The 16304-nt window shown below is 64.9% G+C and carries 14 protein-coding genes; 4 read left to right on the top strand and 10 right to left on the bottom strand.

The features are described 5' to 3' along the window. Nucleotides 1-51: 51 nt before the first annotated feature. Nucleotides 52-930: a DNA-binding transcriptional regulator KdgR gene (gene kdgR / locus JNB89_RS20135; RefSeq protein ID WP_220363377.1), complete on the top strand. Its 879-nt coding sequence runs from the start codon at nucleotides 52-54 to the stop codon at nucleotides 928-930. 77 nt (nucleotides 931-1007) lie between these two features. Here the strand turns inward: kdgR and JNB89_RS20130 are convergent, their stop codons facing one another. Then, nucleotides 1008-1562: a cytochrome b gene (locus JNB89_RS20130; RefSeq protein WP_220363376.1), complete on the bottom strand. Its 555-nt coding sequence runs from the start codon at nucleotides 1560-1562 to the stop codon at nucleotides 1008-1010. Between the two features lie 660 nt (nucleotides 1563-2222). Here JNB89_RS20130 and JNB89_RS20125 point away from each other — a divergent pair. Together JNB89_RS20125 and JNB89_RS20120 are read left to right on the top strand one after the other, a co-directional pair. Further along, nucleotides 2223-2579, top strand: a complete 357-nt coding sequence (locus JNB89_RS20125) for a hypothetical protein (protein ID WP_220363375.1) — start codon at nucleotides 2223-2225, stop codon at nucleotides 2577-2579. Between the two features lie 98 nt (nucleotides 2580-2677). After that, entirely contained in the window at nucleotides 2678-2947 is a 270-nt protein-coding gene (locus JNB89_RS20120) for a hypothetical protein (RefSeq protein WP_013339397.1), read from the top strand. 95 nt (nucleotides 2948-3042) lie between these two features. Here JNB89_RS20120 and JNB89_RS20115 read toward each other — a convergent pair whose 3' ends face one another. The 8 genes from JNB89_RS20115 to mprF all read right to left on the bottom strand — a co-directional run bounded on the left by JNB89_RS20115 (nucleotide 3043) and on the right by mprF (nucleotide 15140). Next, nucleotides 3043-3291, bottom strand: coding sequence for a hypothetical protein (locus JNB89_RS20115; protein ID WP_013339398.1), 249 nt, complete (start codon nucleotides 3289-3291; stop codon nucleotides 3043-3045). Between the two features lie 155 nt (nucleotides 3292-3446). Continuing rightward, nucleotides 3447-4625, bottom strand: a complete 1179-nt coding sequence (locus JNB89_RS20110; protein WP_220363374.1) for a 4-hydroxybenzoate 3-monooxygenase — start codon at nucleotides 4623-4625, stop codon at nucleotides 3447-3449. A gap of 264 nt (nucleotides 4626-4889) precedes the next feature. Then, nucleotides 4890-6461 carry a threonine ammonia-lyase, biosynthetic gene (ilvA, locus tag JNB89_RS20105; RefSeq protein WP_220363373.1) on the bottom strand — a complete coding sequence of 524 codons (1572 nt, stop codon included), beginning with the start codon at nucleotides 6459-6461 and terminating at the stop codon, nucleotides 4890-4892. 294 nt (nucleotides 6462-6755) lie between these two features. Next, nucleotides 6756-8738: an alpha/beta hydrolase family protein gene (locus JNB89_RS20100; protein ID WP_220363404.1), complete on the bottom strand. Its 1983-nt coding sequence runs from the start codon at nucleotides 8736-8738 to the stop codon at nucleotides 6756-6758. Nucleotides 8739-8766: 28 nt separating this feature from the next. After that, complete coding sequence (locus JNB89_RS20095) at nucleotides 8767-9027, bottom strand: acyl carrier protein (protein ID WP_013339402.1); 261 nt, start codon at nucleotides 9025-9027, stop codon at nucleotides 8767-8769. A gap of 69 nt (nucleotides 9028-9096) precedes the next feature. Beyond that, the gene (locus tag JNB89_RS20090; protein WP_220363372.1) at nucleotides 9097-10710 is read right to left on the bottom strand and encodes an amino acid adenylation domain-containing protein; all 1614 of its coding nucleotides are present in this window, start codon (nucleotides 10708-10710) and stop codon (nucleotides 9097-9099) included. Nucleotides 10711-11223: 513 nt separating this feature from the next. Further along, nucleotides 11224-12546, bottom strand: a complete 1323-nt coding sequence (locus JNB89_RS20085; RefSeq protein ID WP_220363371.1) for a virulence factor family protein — start codon at nucleotides 12544-12546, stop codon at nucleotides 11224-11226. Then, complete coding sequence (gene mprF, locus JNB89_RS20080) at nucleotides 12543-15140, bottom strand: bifunctional lysylphosphatidylglycerol flippase/synthetase MprF (protein ID WP_220363370.1); 2598 nt, start codon at nucleotides 15138-15140, stop codon at nucleotides 12543-12545. The genes JNB89_RS20085 and mprF overlap by 4 nt, the downstream gene beginning before the upstream one ends. A 410-nt stretch (nucleotides 15141-15550) precedes the next feature. Here mprF and JNB89_RS20075 point away from each other — a divergent pair, with 410 nt between their 5' ends. Continuing rightward, on the top strand, nucleotides 15551-15691 hold the full coding sequence (locus tag JNB89_RS20075) for a hypothetical protein (RefSeq protein ID WP_013339406.1): 141 nt from the start codon (nucleotides 15551-15553) through the stop codon (nucleotides 15689-15691). 240 nt (nucleotides 15692-15931) lie between these two features. Here the strand turns inward: JNB89_RS20075 and JNB89_RS20070 are convergent, their stop codons facing one another. After that, nucleotides 15932-16084: a hypothetical protein gene (locus JNB89_RS20070; RefSeq protein ID WP_220363369.1), complete on the bottom strand. Its 153-nt coding sequence runs from the start codon at nucleotides 16082-16084 to the stop codon at nucleotides 15932-15934. Nucleotides 16085-16304 lie beyond the last annotated feature (220 nt).

Raw genomic sequence — 16304 nt, 5'->3', positions numbered from 1 at the left:
GAAGCGACAGAAAAGCGGCAGAGATCAGCGATTCACCAGGAAATCACGGAAATGGCAGCAACCGGCAGACAGCAGCGCAAGGACGACTCCGCGGCCCTTGCCCACGACGCGGACAGCGTCGAATGCGGCAGCGAGAAAGCCGAATCGGCTTCGTCGATTGGCCGCGTGTTCGCGATTCTCGGCGCAATCGGCGACAGCGGGCAGATCGGCATCAGCGAACTGTCGCAACGGCTCGGCATGTCGAAAACCACCGTGCATCGGGTCGTGCAGACGCTCAAGGCGCTCGGCTTCGTGACGCAGGAAGTGGAGACCGAGCGCTACCGTCTGACCATTCGTTTGTTCGAGCTCGGCGCGAAGGCGCTGGAAAGCGTCGATCTCGTGCGCGAAGCCGACGTGGAAATGCGCCGCATCGGCCAGTTGACGCGCGAGGCGGTGCACCTGGGCGCATTCGACGAAGACGCAATCATCTACATTCACAAGATTGACGCCGATTACGGGCTGCGCATGCAGTCGCGCATCGGCCGGCGCAATCCGCTTCACAGCACGGCGATCGGCAAGGTGCTGCTCGCGTGGATGGACCAGGCCGATGCACGCGAGGTGCTGTCTCACGTCGAATTCCGCAAGTCGACGCAGAAGACGCTCTCCTCTGCCGAGGCGGTGCTCAGCATCCTGCCGCGTGTTCGCGAGCAAGGCTACGGCGAGGACAACGAGGAGCAGGAAGAAGGCTTGCAGTGCATCGCGGTGCCGGTGTTCGACCGCTTTGGCCGCGTGATCGCCGGCTTGTCCATTTCGTTTCCGACCATGCGCTGCGGTGCCGACACGAAGTCGCACTACGTGGCGCTGCTGCGCGAATCGGGCCATGCGATTTCGACGCGGCTCGGCTACCGCGAGGCGGCCGAGCCGCGGCATGCAGCGGTGCAACCTGGCTAAGCCTCGCCACCGTTAGCGGCGGGCGCGCCGGCGCCTCGTGTCCAAGCGGCCTGGCAGTCGTCCCGACTATCACGCGGTCACGGCAGCATGCGCTGCAACACGTCGTCTTTCAGCACGAAGCGATGAAACAGCGCCCCCGCCACGTGCAGCCCGATCAGCGCCAGCAGCACCCACGCGAGATAGCCGTGGATGTCGCCCATTTCGTGGCCGACACTCGAGCCCACCGGCGAGATAGACGGATAAGGCAACACGCCGAAGAGCTTCACCGTCCAGCCCCGCGACGACGCATTCGCCCAGCCGAGCACCGGCACGACGACGAGCGCCAGATACAGCAGTCCGTGCGTGATGTGCGACACGATTCGAAACAACGGCGACAGCGATGCCGGCGCCGGGCGATGCGTTGCGCGCCAGACGATTCGCAGCACGACGGCCGCGATCAGCGCTGCGCCCACGCCCAGATGCCAGGCGATCAACCCTTGCGGCAGCGTGCCCTTGTGAATGTCCGGCATGGTCCAGCCGATCACGAACTGAGCCGCGATCAGCAGGACGATTAGCCAGTGAAGAAGCCTGGCGACACCATCATAGCCCGTCGCATAACGGCGGGCATTCGTATTCAGCGATTGCATGTTCATGGGACGTTCCGTCTGTCTCGTGGTGTGGGAAAGCGCGTATCGCGCCAGAGTACGAGCCGGCATGGTACCCGGCAAATCTTAACGGAAGCTGACCTGGGCCCGGACCGTTAGCCGCGTGAGCCGGAATGTCGCAAGACACCGGCGGAAACCGCCAGTCTGCAACCGAATGTATCCGTGCAGCATAGGCGACGCATCCCGCACGGCCGGCGCTTGTGTGAGGCGCCCGCCGGGGCGCCTTCGCGCAGCGGCGCTTAGCAACAGACGCACAAAAGCGGGCTTTTCACAGCGCGCTCAACGGCTTGTCCGTCTCCATAGCCGTGCGGTGCCCTTCCACGCACTTCCACGCCCTTCTCCAACCGCCTCGAGTACCCGGGCTTTCCGGCAGCACGCCGCGCAATGCGCTCGACACGTCCTGTTACACACGAACACACCGGTAATGCGGCCTCTCAGTAGAGTTCGGGTCATCAGGAAAGAGGAGCAGTGTCATGAAACGAATTCTCGCATGGGTCATTCTCGCGGCAACACTGGGCATGGGCTTGAGCGCCTGCATCGTGGTGCCGGCAGGCGGCTATCACGACCATTACCGTTACCACGACCGTTACTGATGAGGCCGCGGCCTCACCGTCGTCACAAGATCAACTGAACGCGGGAACCAACAATATGAACTCGTCACGAAACCGCTTGCTGTCCATTGCTGTGCTCGCCGGTCTTGGCATCGGCGCTTCGTCGGCCGCGCTGGCTCACGTCGACGTCGGCGTGAATATCGGTGTGCCAGGCGTCGTCTATGCGCCCGAGCCGGTCTATGCCCCGCCGCCTCCGCCGGTGTATGCACCGCCGCCTCCGGTGGTGGTCGTGAGCCCCGGCTGGTACGGCGATCGTTACTACGACGGCCACCGCTATTGGGAGCGTCGCGAGTGGGAAGAGCGTCATCGCGAACGCGAGTGGCACGACGCGCGCGGTCCGCACGGAGACTGGCGCGGCCGCGGCGAATGGCACGGTCATGGTGGCTATCATTGACGGTGACGCGATCGGCGCCTCGAGCGCACCGCCGACGGATCTGACGATCGGGCCGCGCCGGTTGCGGCGATGCGTCGGCATCTTGCAGGAGCGATACAGTGGTACGCACTGAGCCACGACGAGTCACCGCGCAGATCGACGGCATTCTCGTCTGCGCGGAATACAGCGAGCTGACCGGCCAATTGTGTCTGCGCCAGGACGGCGCGCTCGTTCGCGAATGGTTTCCACCGCATTCGTGGATCGCCATAGCGTCCGTGGCGGGCGCGCGGCATTGGGGCACGCGCCCCACCGACGACGACCTGCGCGCACTCCTCTACAACGAGATGACCTTGCTGCGCGCGCCGCACGCAGATACGGTCCGGAAATAGCACAGCGCGCGGCGCATGATGCGTCGCGCGCTGTCTTGTGTGCGCCTCAACGCTCGCGCGTCGAAGCTAGCGCATCGAAAGCGTTGGGTTAACGCTCAGCGTGCGTTGTAAACCGGCGGCGAGTACGAACTGAACGAAATATCTCCGCCGCGGCCCGCCTGCCACGTCCCGTGGCCGCCCGAACCATAGCCGCTGTCCGCGGCTCGCGCGGAGTCCTGCGAAGCGGCTGCACTGCGAACGGCGTCGGTACTCTGGTCCGCCGTTTGCCCTGAAGTCTGAGCCATCGAAACAAGCGGCGCGCCCAACACGAGGGCAACAGCAACTGCGCGAATAAGCGATTTCATTTGACCACCTCCGGTTCTGTCTTTTATCTGTGCCGCGAGCGGAATTCGTTCGCAGCGTTGAAGGCAGTGTAGGTGCGTCGTAGTAGACGATAAATCCGCTAAACCTGAATTCAGTGTTGCTGTTGCACCGACAATGGCAGGCGGCCCGTTCTCGCTCAGTCCTGCGGCACGGCCACGCCGACGTAGTTCTCCGCCATTACCTTCGCCGCCGAACGCGACGTGGTCACGTATTCCAGTTCCGCAACCTGAAGCTGCTGCTCGAACGGCGACGCGCCTTCGACACGATGCATCATGCTCGTCATCCAGTACGAGAAATGCTCCGCACGCCAGATGCGCTTGAGCGCCGTTTCACTGTAACGCTCGAGCAGGTCGGTGCGATTTTCGACGTAGAAGGCGTTCAAGGCCTTCGTGAGCAGACGCACATCGGCGACAGCGAGGTTCATGCCTTTTGCGCCTGTCGGCGGCACGATGTGCGCGGCGTCGCCCGCGAGAAACAGCCGGCCATGCTGCATAGTCGCCGAAACGAAACTGCGCATGCCGACAATGTTCTTCTGGAAGATCTTGCCGTCCACCACGTGCTGGCCGTCGTGCGAGTCCACGCGTGCGTGCAGTTCGGCCCAGATGCGGTCGTCGGACCAGTTGTCGACGGAATCTTTCGGATCGCACTGGAAATACATGCGCTGCACGTTGGCCGAACGCGTGCTGATCAACGCAAAGCCGCGCTCGTGCCGGGCGTAGATCAGTTCATCCGACGAAGGCGGTCCTTCGCATAGGATACCGAACCATCCGAACGGGTACACCCGTTCGTAGTCGCGGCGCAAAGCCTGCGGAATAGCTCCGCGCGAAACGCCCTGCGAGCCGTCACAGCCGATCACGAAATCGCATTGCAGCTCGCATGCCTCACCTTCGTGGCGATAGCGGATCGACGGCGTGTCGGTGTCGATGCCGTGCAGCGACGTTTCCGATACGCCAAAGCGCAACGCCCCGCCGGCCGCAACGCGCGCCGCGACGAGGTCCTTGATGACCTCGTGCTGCGCATAGACGGTGATGGAGTGCCCCGTGAGTCCGGTCAGATCGATGCGCCGGCGCTTGCCTTCGAACGCAAGCTCGAAGCCATGATGCAGCGCACCTTCGGCCTTCATGCGCTCGCCAACGCCGGCCTCGGTCAGCAGATCCATCGTGCCCTGCTCGAGCACGCCGGCGCGTATCGTCGATTCGATCTGCTCGCGCGTGCGCGTTTCGAGCACGACCGACTCGATACCGCGCAGATGAAGAAGATGGGAAAGCAGCAGGCCCGCCGGCCCTGCACCGATAATGCCAACCTGGGTGCGCATGATGTGTCTCCTGAGTGCGAGTTTGATTTGCCTCAAGTTTGACAATCGGCCCATCTATCGCGCAACGCGATATCGCGGATAGGCTGTATTGCGTTTAGAGATAGCGACGGGGCATCGCAAGCCAGCTTGGCCGTGGCCAATGCGACGACACGCCCTGCTGACGGCACTTGCCGGGAGCCACGCTCGGCGGGGCCGCTCGCGTGCCGGAGTGACGACTCAAGGTAAACCCCGAGCGCACGCACGGGGCTTACACTCATAGACGCTTTAGCCCAGGAACAACCGATACACCGGATTCTGCGTCTCTTCCCAATGCGGATAACCGAGCGTCGCGAGAAAGCGGTCGAACTCCGCGTTGTCCGTTTGCGGCACCTGGATGCCGACAAGAATCGAGCTATAGTCCGCGCCCTGGTTGCGGTAATGGAACAGACTGATGTTCCAGTCCGGCGCCATCGACGACAGAAACTTCATCAGCGCGCCCGGCCGCTCGGGAAACTCGAAGCGGAACAGGCGCTCGTCGTGCGCGAGCGGCGAGCGCCCGCCCACCATGTAGCGGATGTGCTGCTTGGAGAGCTCGTCGAACGTCAGGTCGACCGTCGCAAAACCGTGCGCCTCGAATGCGCCTGCGATCTGCGCGGACTCGCTGCGGTTCCTGATCTGCACGCCCACGAAAATGTGCGCGGACTCGGCCTGCGCGATCCGGTAGTTGAACTCGGTCACGCTGCGCGTGCCGACCAGCTCGCAAAAGCGTTTGAAGCTGCCGCGCTCCTCGGGAATCGTCACCGCGAACACGGCTTCGCGCGCTTCGCCCACTTCCGCGCGTTCGGCGACAAAGCGCATGCGGTCGAAGTTCATGTTCGCGCCGGACGTAACCGCAATCAGCGTCTGGTTCTCGATGCCCTCGCGCTCCGCGTACTGCTTTGCGCCGGCGACCGCCAGCGACCCCGCCGGTTCGAGCACGCTGCGCGTGTCCTGGAAGACGTCCTTGATCGCGGCGCACAGCGCGTCGGTATTCACGAGCAGCACGTCGTCGAGATATTCGCTGCACAGCCGGAAGGTTTCTTCGCCGACGAGCTTCACCGCGGTGCCGTCGGAGAAGAGGCCCACCTCGTTGAGCGTGACGCGCTCGCCCGCCTTCAGCGATGCGGCCATCGCACACGAATCGTCGGTCTGCACGCCGATCACCTTGATCTCGGGGCGCGCCGCTTTCACATACGCCGCGACGCCCGCCGCGAGTCCGCCGCCGCCGATCGGCACGAAGATCGCGTGAATCGGGCCCTGATGCTGGCTCAGAATTTCCATGGCCACGGTGCCCTGGCCGGCGATTACATACGGGTCGTCGAACGGATGCACGAAGGTCAGCCCGCGCTCTTCCTGCAGCTTCACCGCGTGGCCGTAAGCGTCGCTGTACGACTCGCCGAACTGCACGACCTCGACGGTCGGGCCGCCGTGGGCGCGTACCGCGTCGACCTTCACCTGCGGCGTGGTGACCGGCACCACGATGATCGCCTTCACGCCCATACGTGCCGCCGAGAGCGCCACGCCCTGCGCATGATTGCCCGCCGACGCGGTAATCACGCCGCGCGCGAGCGCGTCGGCGGGCATGTGCGCCATCTTGTTGTACGCGCCGCGCAGCTTGAACGAGAACACGGGCTGGTTGTCCTCGCGCTTCAGATACACCGGATTGCGCAGCCGCGCCGACAGATGCGGCGCGCGTTCGAGCTCGGTCTCGCGCGCCACGTCGTAGACGCGCGCGGTGAGGGTTTTTTTCAGGTAGTCGTGACGAAGCGCGACGTCGTGGGCGGCTTCAACGAGCGGTTGAGATTCGCGAAACGGCAAGGCAAGCTCCTGTGCGGCAATGACATGGCATTGAAAGTCGACCAGGAGGCGGGAGCCAGCGGATACAAAAAACCCGCCTCGTGGGGCGGGTTATGTGTGACTGCAATCAGACGCGCGCTAACCCACCATTCGATGAATGATGCTAATAATCAGCGCAATACGGATGTCGAGGCAGTTCATGTGGCCGATCATCGTTGACTCGCGAGGATTTGTCAATGCGGCCGCTGCGTGTAGGGCCGCTGCGTGTAGGGCCGCTGCGTATAGGGCCCCTGCTGCATTTAGGGCCGCGGCATGTCAGGGCCGTTGCACTCCGGGCTGGCGTCGCGGCTGCGAGCCTGGCTGCGCGGTGCGCAAGCCGCGAGACGCAGATGCAGATGCAGCTGTAGTTGCCGAATCGCTGTACGCGCCCAGGATGCGCTCGCGCAAGAACCGTTCGAATTGCGCCATCATCGCTTCACGCGCGCCGCTTGAAAACAGCGCGTGATCGACCCTGGCGATCTGCTTGACCGATATGTTGCTGCGCTTGCGCAGCCTGTTACCGTCGGGACCGAAATGAATGTCGAGCTCGTCGAGGCCCTCATCGAGCGTGCCGTACAGCAGCGCGGTTTGCACGCCCTTGCGCTCCAGTTCGAACGCGAGTCGGCGAATCGCCCCGCCAGGCGTGCGCTCGCCAAGCAAACCTTCGAGCACTGCGCCCGCGCGCGCGGCGACGCGTGCGGACAGACGTCGCGCGAGTGCCAGGCCGATCGCGCGGGCATTGGCCTGGCCTGTCAACAAACGCAGCCACTTGCGCGGATTGCGCATGGCGCGCCGATACACTTCGCTCGACGCGACGTACTGCGCGCCCGGCCGAACGCGCGCGCCGCCCCAGCTGAAAAACGGCAGATTGATGCATACACAACCGGTTACGGCAGCGCGCGCGAGCGCCGCATGCAGGCTCACATACGCGCCGCTGCACACACCGGCCATGACGATCTTCGGATAGCCGGCGGCCGTCAGCCAGTCGACGCCGGCACACGCATCGTCAATCGAGTACTGCGAATAGACCGTGTCGAGCGTCAGCGCCGCGTCGCGGCGCACGCTGTCGCCAAGACCGCTCAGGTCCATGCGCAGCGAAGCAATGCCTTGCGCGGCGAGCTGCCGCGCCATCAACACGGTGAAGCGACTGTCGCCGATTCGGTGCACGCCGCCGGTGTTGACGAACAGCACTGCCGGCGCGCCGTGCAGTGCGCGCCGCGGCTCGCATAGCACCCCCACGTAGCCGCCGAACACCACGGGCCTCTCGCGGCCGTCGGCGAAAGCAATGTTCACCGACGGCGCGGCGGGAGTGACGTCGACTTGCGCAATCTGTGCAATTTGTTCGATCTGTGGGTTCGGCGCACTCGACGCATCCGTTGCCTCCGGCGCGTGCGGGACACCCGACGCAGTTTGCGCACTGAAACACATTGCCCCCATCGACAGGGCAGACGCCCCGCCATCGAGCCACTCGAGCACGCTGTCGAACGCCCGGCGCGGCGACTCGCTGTAGCTGGGATTGAGCAAGAACCGTCCGTATTCGCCGGACAGTTGCACCTCCACCGGCATGCCGAGCGCCCGATAGTGCGCCGCCAGTCTCTGCAAGCGCGCACTATCGTTGATATCGTGCAGCAGCACGCGCCGCGCGAGCCGCGCTTCGCCATGCGTGGCCCGACCTGCATCGGCGGCAGTCAGATCCACCTTTGCGAGCAGCGCGAGCGTGTCCGGATACAACCTGAACCCGTGCGCGCCGACGGTGCCGGCGCGCTCGTCCCCCAGCTCCAGTCCGAGCGCGCGTTGTGCAGCGAGCCACGTATGCTGCTGGAGTTCCAGCTCGCGAATGTACGCCTTGCCCGACACGAGCGGCATCAGCATGATGAGGTCGTCGACGCCGCCCAGCTCCTGGGCTGCGATGGCGGCGAGCGTCGCGCCAAGACGCAAGCCGCACAACGTGATGCGCGAGACGCCGCTTTGCTCGCGCAGCACGCCAACCGCCGACTTGATGCTGTCGAGCCACGCGCGCCAGCGCAGCGGGTCTTCTTCGTTGCCGCTCGAATCGCCGGTGCCGGGATAGTCGAAGCGCAGTGCCGTCACGCCGCGCGCAGCCAGCGCATCCGCGAGATCGCGCCAGCCGCGATACGCAGACAGCGCCTCATAACCGAACGGATTGCACAGCACCACGCCCATCGTCGCCTGCACGCTGCGAGGCCGGTGCAGCCATCCGAAACAGCCGTCGAACGTCATGGGTGTCATCGTCGGCATGATCGTGATGGGTCGCGCGAGCGCCGTCTCAGGTTCGCGCCGCAAGCGACTCCTCCGGCACGATCTGCGCAATCACGCCGGCGAGCGCGGCAATGCTGGCGAACATCGCATGCGTGATCAGCGTGCCGGGAATTTCGACCGCGAAGTTTTCCTCGATGGCCAGCATCACGCGCACGGTGCCGAGCGACGACAAACCGGCGGCGTACAGGTCGTCGTCGTCGCCGAGCGTGTCGACGGCCACGTTCAGGCAGGCAGTCTCCTGAAGAATGCGGCGCACATGTTGTTTCATTCGTTTTCCCCGGATGTGTGGTGGCGCGCGCGGCGCTCGAACGTCGCCGTCGCGCGGACTGTTTCGTTCTCAGGTGAGCACATTGCAGCTGGCGTAGTGGGCCGCGAGCGCCCTTCTGTCGATCTTTCCATTCGCGTTGAGCGGCATCGTTTCGAGCGCGATCACCCGCTGCGGCACCGCGTAGGCCGGCAAGCGTTGCCGGCAGCCGCGCACGACCTGCGCCGCATCGACCGGTACACCGGTTAGAAACGCGATCAGCTCATCGGCCCGGCCGGTGTTATCGAGGGGCCACGGAATCACCGCGCACAACGCAGCGCTGCTGCAATCCCGGATCACCTGCTCGACTTCCTCGAGCTCGACCCGGTTGCCGCGAATCTTGATTTGCGTATCCAGACGGCCCTGAAAAACCAGGCCGTACCCCGCCACTTGTCGCGCAGCGTCGCCGCTTCGATACCAGTGCGACGAGCGGTAGCCCGCGTAGCGCCGGTCGATAAAGCGGTGATTATTCGCTTCGTCGGCACGCAAGTAGCCCGCCGCCACTTGCGGCCCGCCGATCAGCAGTTCGCCGCTTTCGCCGCATGCGACAGGCTCAAGTGCCGCATCGACGACCAGCAGATCCATGCCGGGAACGGCCTTGCCGAGCGGCATCGTCGACCAGCTCGAGTCAGCGAGAAACGCTGCCGTGACTTCGAACGCCGCGCAGCCGATGGTCGTTTCGGTGGGACCGTACACGTTGAAGATCCGGCAGTTCGGCGCGGCGCGCCGCCACGCGTGGACGACGTCGCGCGGCAGCGCCTCGCCACCAAAACACGTGACTTGCAGGCTTGGAAATGCGTCGGGTCCGAGCTTGCGCAACTGCTGCATGAAGACGGCCACCGACGGCACGCTGTTCCAATGCGTGATCGCATGTTGCCGGATGAAGTCGGCGTTATAGATCGGCTCGACGGTCGCGGGCACATAGAGGCACGCGCCGTTTGCCCAGCACACGAACATGTCGTGCACGGAAGGATCGAAGGAGAGTTCGCAGAACTGCGCATGGCGCGCGTCGGGCAGCCGGCCGAGCAATTGCAGTTGCCCCGTCACATAGGCACAGGCGTTTGCATGCGAGATCGGCACGCCTTTCGGCGCGCCGGTCGAGCCGGACGTGAACAGCACATACGCGTGATCTTGCGGCGCGCGTGAAGCCGCTGGGAGTTGCACAGCCGTCGATACGTCCGGCAGCCGCGGCAGATGATCGGTGCGCAGCGTTTTACGGCTATCTGGCGTTTCAGTCAGACTGCCCGGCTCCTCTTCGTCGCCGATAAAAAACACCTGCGGGCACTCGTCTATCAACAGCAGCACTTCGTCGAGGCGCGTCGCGCAGCGCCGGTCGACCAGCAGCACCGGCGCCCCGGATTGCCCGATAGTTGCCGCGATGCGCGCCGCGGGCAGCGTCGGATTGAGCGGCACATACGCGAGCCCCGCCTTCAGGATGCCGAGCACGCCGGCGTATGCGGCCACGCTGCGATGCGCGAACAGCAGACAGCGGCGCGGGCCGTCGGCAGGCATCGCGCAGGTCAATCCAGCCGCGATGCGCCCGGCACGCTCAGCGAGTTCGCGATAGCGGTACAACTGTTCGTCGACCCACAACGCGCTCCGCTCGGGCTCGCGCGCGGCCATGTCGAAGAAGAAGGAATCCAGCATTCACGGCCTCGCGTGGCGCATGCACGGACATGCCGCGCACGGCCGCCCGCCGCGCGATGACCATTGCCCGTCATGTCGAAAGCACGCCTGCGCACAGTGCCGCTGCGCGATGGCATGCTGCGTTATCGCAGTAGAACGTCACAACCAGAATGGACGCAACGGCGCCTGGCAGCGTCGGTTGACCGCACGATGGCCGATCGACCAGGCTGTACGATTTGAAAGGATCATAAAAGCCGGCAGCGCCGCCATATGTGCGATAGCGCTCGCAAAGCGCGATCGGCCGAGCGGGTGGTTGTGAAGCATGTTGGAGGGCGAACGAAGGTGCGCCCGTCAGAAGCGAAGCGCGTCACATGCATCGGCTTGCGCTGCATTGCGGCCCGCACGGCCCGCTTTTGCAGCGATGCAGCGCCCGCGCACCGCGGCGCAGGCGTTGCGTGATAGATCGGCGACGCCTCGCCCGTTTCTACGTGACGAGGCCACGCGCCAGCCAGCCGGCGCGCGGCAGAGTATTGATCAGTCGCGTACGCCGCTTTGCTTCTTGAACGCGCTGAGAATGCGCCGTTCGAGCGCGTTGTAGTCGCCGCCGAAGTGATGGTCGCCTGAAGTCCTGATCACCTCGATACCGGTTTTCGTCAGCGCCGGGCACAAGGAGCCTTCCTCCTCCTGCCCGTAGATGCATTGCACGATGCCCGGCGGCACGCGCGCGAGTTCGGGACGCACCTTCAGCGCCTTGTCGCTTGCCGGCATACCGAGCCAGCCCCCGACGCGAATCTGGAAATCGGCTTCCGGCGCGAAGCCAAGCAGCGAGATCAGCGACACCTTGGCGCGCAACGCTTCCGGCAAGCGGTTATACGCGAACGGCATGACGTCGGCGCCGAACGAATAGCCAATCAGCGCGATATGCTCCGCGTGCCAGCGTGCGCCGTAGGTCTGCATCACCCGGGCGAGATCGCGGCTCGTCTGCGCGGGCGGCTTTTCACTCCAGAAGTAGCGCAGGCTGTCCCAACCGATCACCGACACGCCGTCTTTCTGCAGCGCCTGCGCGATGGTCTTGTCGAGATCGCGCCAGCCGCCGTCGCCGGAAATGACGATCGCCATCAAACCGTTCGGATGCGCGGCGGGCAATTCGATCAGCGGCAAATCGGAGACATCTTCGTCATGAGTCGCGACGGTTTGCAGATGCGGTGTGACCAACGCGACAAGCCGCGCGCGGTCGGCGTTGCCCGTCGACGCCTTTTCGACGAAGCCCGGAATCTTGTCGCGAATGATGGTCGGATCAGGCGGGCAAGGCTTGAAACGCGCATCGAGCGTGCGCTCGGCATCCACCATCACAGCGCCTGCAATCGTGTTCGAAGGCGCCTGTTCGAGCACCTGCAACGCGAGCGTCGCGCCCTGGCCGGTGCCCGCGACGATCGGCGCGAAATAATGGCTCGACTGCGACTGCCGCTCCAACTGGTGACTCAACGCCTCAGCATCGCCCACGAGTTGATGACAGGTCTCGTTTTTCTGCGCGGGCTCGGCCCCGACGTTGGCCGCCAGATTCGCCGCATAGCGCGCGGTATCCACGCCGACGGTCAACGCGCCGGCCTTGGCGAGCGCATCGGCGCTTTGCTGATCGGCCGCGCTCCAGCCGCTCGACTGCGAGAAAAGCACGACGAAGCCGCGCAGCGGACCGCTCGGCCGCGTCACGGTGACGTTGCCGTAGCGGCCGCCGGGAATGGTCGTGGCGGCGTTAGCGGGAGAACTTGCGGCGGTGGTCGCCGCGGCTGCTGCGAGCGTGCTGCAGGAGACGAGACCCGCCACTACGGCGAGCCGGAAGAACGAATGCAGAATCATGAACGCCGGCCTCCCGCCAGCAATGACAGGTCCGCGAGCGTGAACACCACACCCACCGAACCCGACGCCGCGAGGTAGCGCGGCTCCCAATGCGGCTGGAACTTGCTCTTGAAAGCGCGCAGTCCGCGGAAGTTATAGAAGCGGCCGCCGAAGCGCCACACGATGCCCGCCACCCGGTGCCAGCGCGACGCAAGCGGCGTCGGCTGCATGCCCGAGAGCGGCGCAATGCCGAGACTGAGCGAGCGGAAACCCGCCTGCTTCAGATGCAGCGCCAGTTGCGTGAACAGGTATTCCATTGCATACGGCGACGCACTTTCCACGTGGCGCATCACGCCGACTGTCGCCTCGGTGTTCAGGTCCGTCGTCATGAAGGTGACGAACGCGACGGGCTCGCCGTTCTGGCGCACCAGCATGACCGATTGCGCGGCGAGATATTCGTCGGTGAAGGCTGCGACCGAGAAGCTCTTTTCACGCGCGTCGCGGCAGTTTAGCCAGCCGTCGGAAATACCGCGCAGCGTTTCGAGCGACGCGGGCACGTCCGCCTGATCGATCACTTCGACGGTGAAGCCGTCGCGCTCACCGCGCTTGAGCGCGTAGCGCAGATGCGCGCGATGCGAGCCCTTCAGGTCGAACTCCTCCAGCACGACGTGCGCTTCCTCGCCGAGCTTCATCAGCGAGAGGCCGGCGTCGAGATACAACGGCAACGCGTTTGCCCGCACCTGGTAGAACGCCGCGCGCCCGCCGTGCGCGTGCGCGAGCGCGACGAACTTGCTGATGAGACCCGCCCACTCTTCGCGCGGCCCCACCGGATCGTGCAGCGCGGCCCACGTGCGGCCGTACTTCGCGTACATCAGGAACGCCTCGCGCGACTCGGAGAACAGAAAGCTCTTGTCGCCCATCAGCGCGAGACCGGCGTCGCTGCGTTCCTGCGCGCGCACGATGCGCGCCGCGTCCTGCAGATCTTCGGGCGCAGGCTTGACAAAACGGCCGGGCGCTGGGCGCAGCAACTGCCAGAACGAGAAGATGGCTGCAAAGAGGCTCGCGGCCAGCGTCGCGCGCAGCGCACGCGGAGCGCGTTCGTCGAAGGCGAATTGCCACCACAGGTCGCGTGTATAGGGCACGTCACGGAACGCGAACAGCATCACCCACGTCGCGAGCATCAGAACCATCGCGACCGACACGAGCCAACCCGCCGTGAAACGCTCGGCAAACAGCGACGAATGGCGATTGAAGCGTCGGCGCGTGACGAGCAGCAGCACGATCAGCGTGCACAACACACCGGCTTCGACAAACGCCAGACCCTTGGTAAGCGACAAGCCGAGGCTCAGTACCGCCAGCAGCAAGGTCATCCACCAGGCCGCATCCAGACGCCGCAGCAGCCCGCGCGCGACGAACAGCAACAGTACGCCGAGCACGCTGCACAGCATCTGCGAGCTTTCGAGCACCCACAGCGGCAGCACGTCGCGCAGGATATGAAGGCGCTGCCAGAAGGCGGGCGTAGCGCTGGAGATCACCAGCATGCCGCCCACCACGAAGGTGACGAGGCTCAGAAACAGCGGCGCGAGCTTCGACGCGCCGGCCGCGTGCCGCAACGGCAGACGCCCTTTGAGCGCGCGGCCCTCGAAGCCCGCCAGCAATGCGGCGGAGACGACGAGCGGCGCGCCGAAGTAAATGGCGCGATAGGCGAGCAGCGCTGCGAGCATCTGTTGGGTCGCGACGCTGCCGTTCAGCGTGAACACCATGGCCGCTTCGAACACGCCGACGCCGCCGGGCGTATGGCCGATCATGCCGAGCAGCATTGCCGCCGCATAAACGGTGATGAAGGTGACAAAGTTCACGTCGGCATGCGGCAGCAGCGCCCACAACGCGAGGCCGGCGGCGACCACGTCGACGACGGCGAGACCCACCTGCTCGACGAGGTCGCGGCGCGCGGGAATGTCGAACGACAGCCACTGCCAGCGCGTGCGGATCGCGCGCGTCTCGACGCGGCAGGCCGCGGTCAGCAGAATCAGCGCGCCGAGCAGCGCGGCCCCCACCCAGCGCACGCCTGCCGTCGGCAGGTGCAGCATGGGTGCCAGCAGCCCGGCCACGCAGACCATGCCGAGCGCAGTCATCAGAACTAGCGCGAGTGCGAGGGAAACGCTCGTGAAGACCGTCATGCGGCCGATCTGCGCGGGCGTGATGCGCGCCGCCCCGTAGACGCGGGCGCGCACGGCGCCGCCCGTCAATGCGCCGAAGCCGGTCGCATTGCCGAGCGCGGAGCCCGCGGTCGCGCCGATCCACAGCGCCGCGGGCGGCACGCGCGCGCCCAGGTAGCGCAGGCCGACCGCATCGCGGCCGACGAGCGCGAGATAACTAAGCACGGTTGCCGCCAGCGCTGCGATCCATTCTGCGGCGCTCAGGCGGCGCAACTCGTGCATGACGGAGCGGTAGTCGACGGCTTGGGAGAGGTGCTGAAGCACGACCAGCAGTAGCGCGCAGATCGCGAGCGCGAGCACGGGCGAGAGCAATCCCCTGATGCCAGGCGCCTTCGATGCACGGACGAACATCGCGGCGCGCAGCCGGTCGAATTTATTCTTATATCGATGGAACATGGTCAATGCGGGCCTTGCGTGGAGCTGTCAGCTGTCGCGGCGACGGCCGACAGCCGCCAGATCGCCTTCCGGTGATTACAACTGGATAACGGCAGGCCGGTGAAAAGGTTGACAGTACAGGCGTTGGCGCCGGGGTTTAACCTGGGCCGCTTGCCGGCCATGGTCGCCCTCACACCGCTCCCCCGGCGCTGCGTCGGCTGACCTGGAAACTCAGGGGGCTGAAGTTTAAACGTTAATTGCACACGGCGAACGAAGATTTCGGCGTTAGCTCATGCGTAGGATCGGCGTTCGGCAACATGCCAACGCCCACGGCTTAAGCTTTTTGCCGCGGTTGCCGTAATTGCAAGCAATAGCCTCGCGAAATGCGATACGTTGATCGCACGAAGGAGGCACTTGACGGGAGAAAGATGATGGCGGAACAGGATTGGATGGTGGCGGGCGTATATCTGGTCGGTCTCGTGTCGACGCTACTGCTGATGAGCGCATTGTCCGCCCGGGCGGCGAAAATGCGTCAAACGCTTGCGAAGGTGACGCGCCGCGCCGATGACTGAACACGCGCGGGACGTGCGCAGCAAAACACGAGTGCCCGACAGTGCGCGGTGAGCCGCGCACGTTACGGCAGACTTACAAAGCACTAGCGGCGCGAAATGCGCCGCTAGTTTTTTCTGCTCCGTTTTTTTGCGCCGCCTTGCTCTCGAGCAATCTGAGTTTGCCAGCTTTCCGGCCAGCAGAGTCAGCCAGCGCGACAGCCCGGGGCGCCTGTAAGCGCGGCCTGAGCCGCGCCCCCGCTGTTACTGCGGACGGCGGTGCGCTTCAGCAATAACAGCGCAGTTTTGCAGATGCAGATTCAGCGCGTGCAGCGCGAGTGCGCGCAGCCTGGCGAGCCAATTGCCCTTGGCAGCGACGGCGTTACGGGTGGATGCGGCGTTGGTTGCAGTGTTCATGGTCGGGGTCCTGTATAGGGTTTCTACCTAGGGAATAACCCGATTATAGTCTTCTCATTGCGCAGCGCAACAAAAAACAAAAAATGTGGCGCGCGAATGACAGGCCGAGCGCAGCGCGGTCCTCTTGCTGCGTCTAAAAAGGGCGGCATGAGCGGGGAACTTGTTAACAAACCGCACCGTACAGGTGCAATAATGTCCCCTTTACCTGCCGCCGCCTGCA

This window comes from Paraburkholderia phenoliruptrix, from assembly GCF_019511605.1.
GTDB classification, from domain to species: Bacteria; Pseudomonadota; Gammaproteobacteria; order Burkholderiales; family Burkholderiaceae; genus Paraburkholderia; species Paraburkholderia phenoliruptrix_A.
The sequence above is the reverse complement of the archived record's forward strand: the minus strand, read 5'-3'. Positions and strand labels throughout refer to the sequence as shown.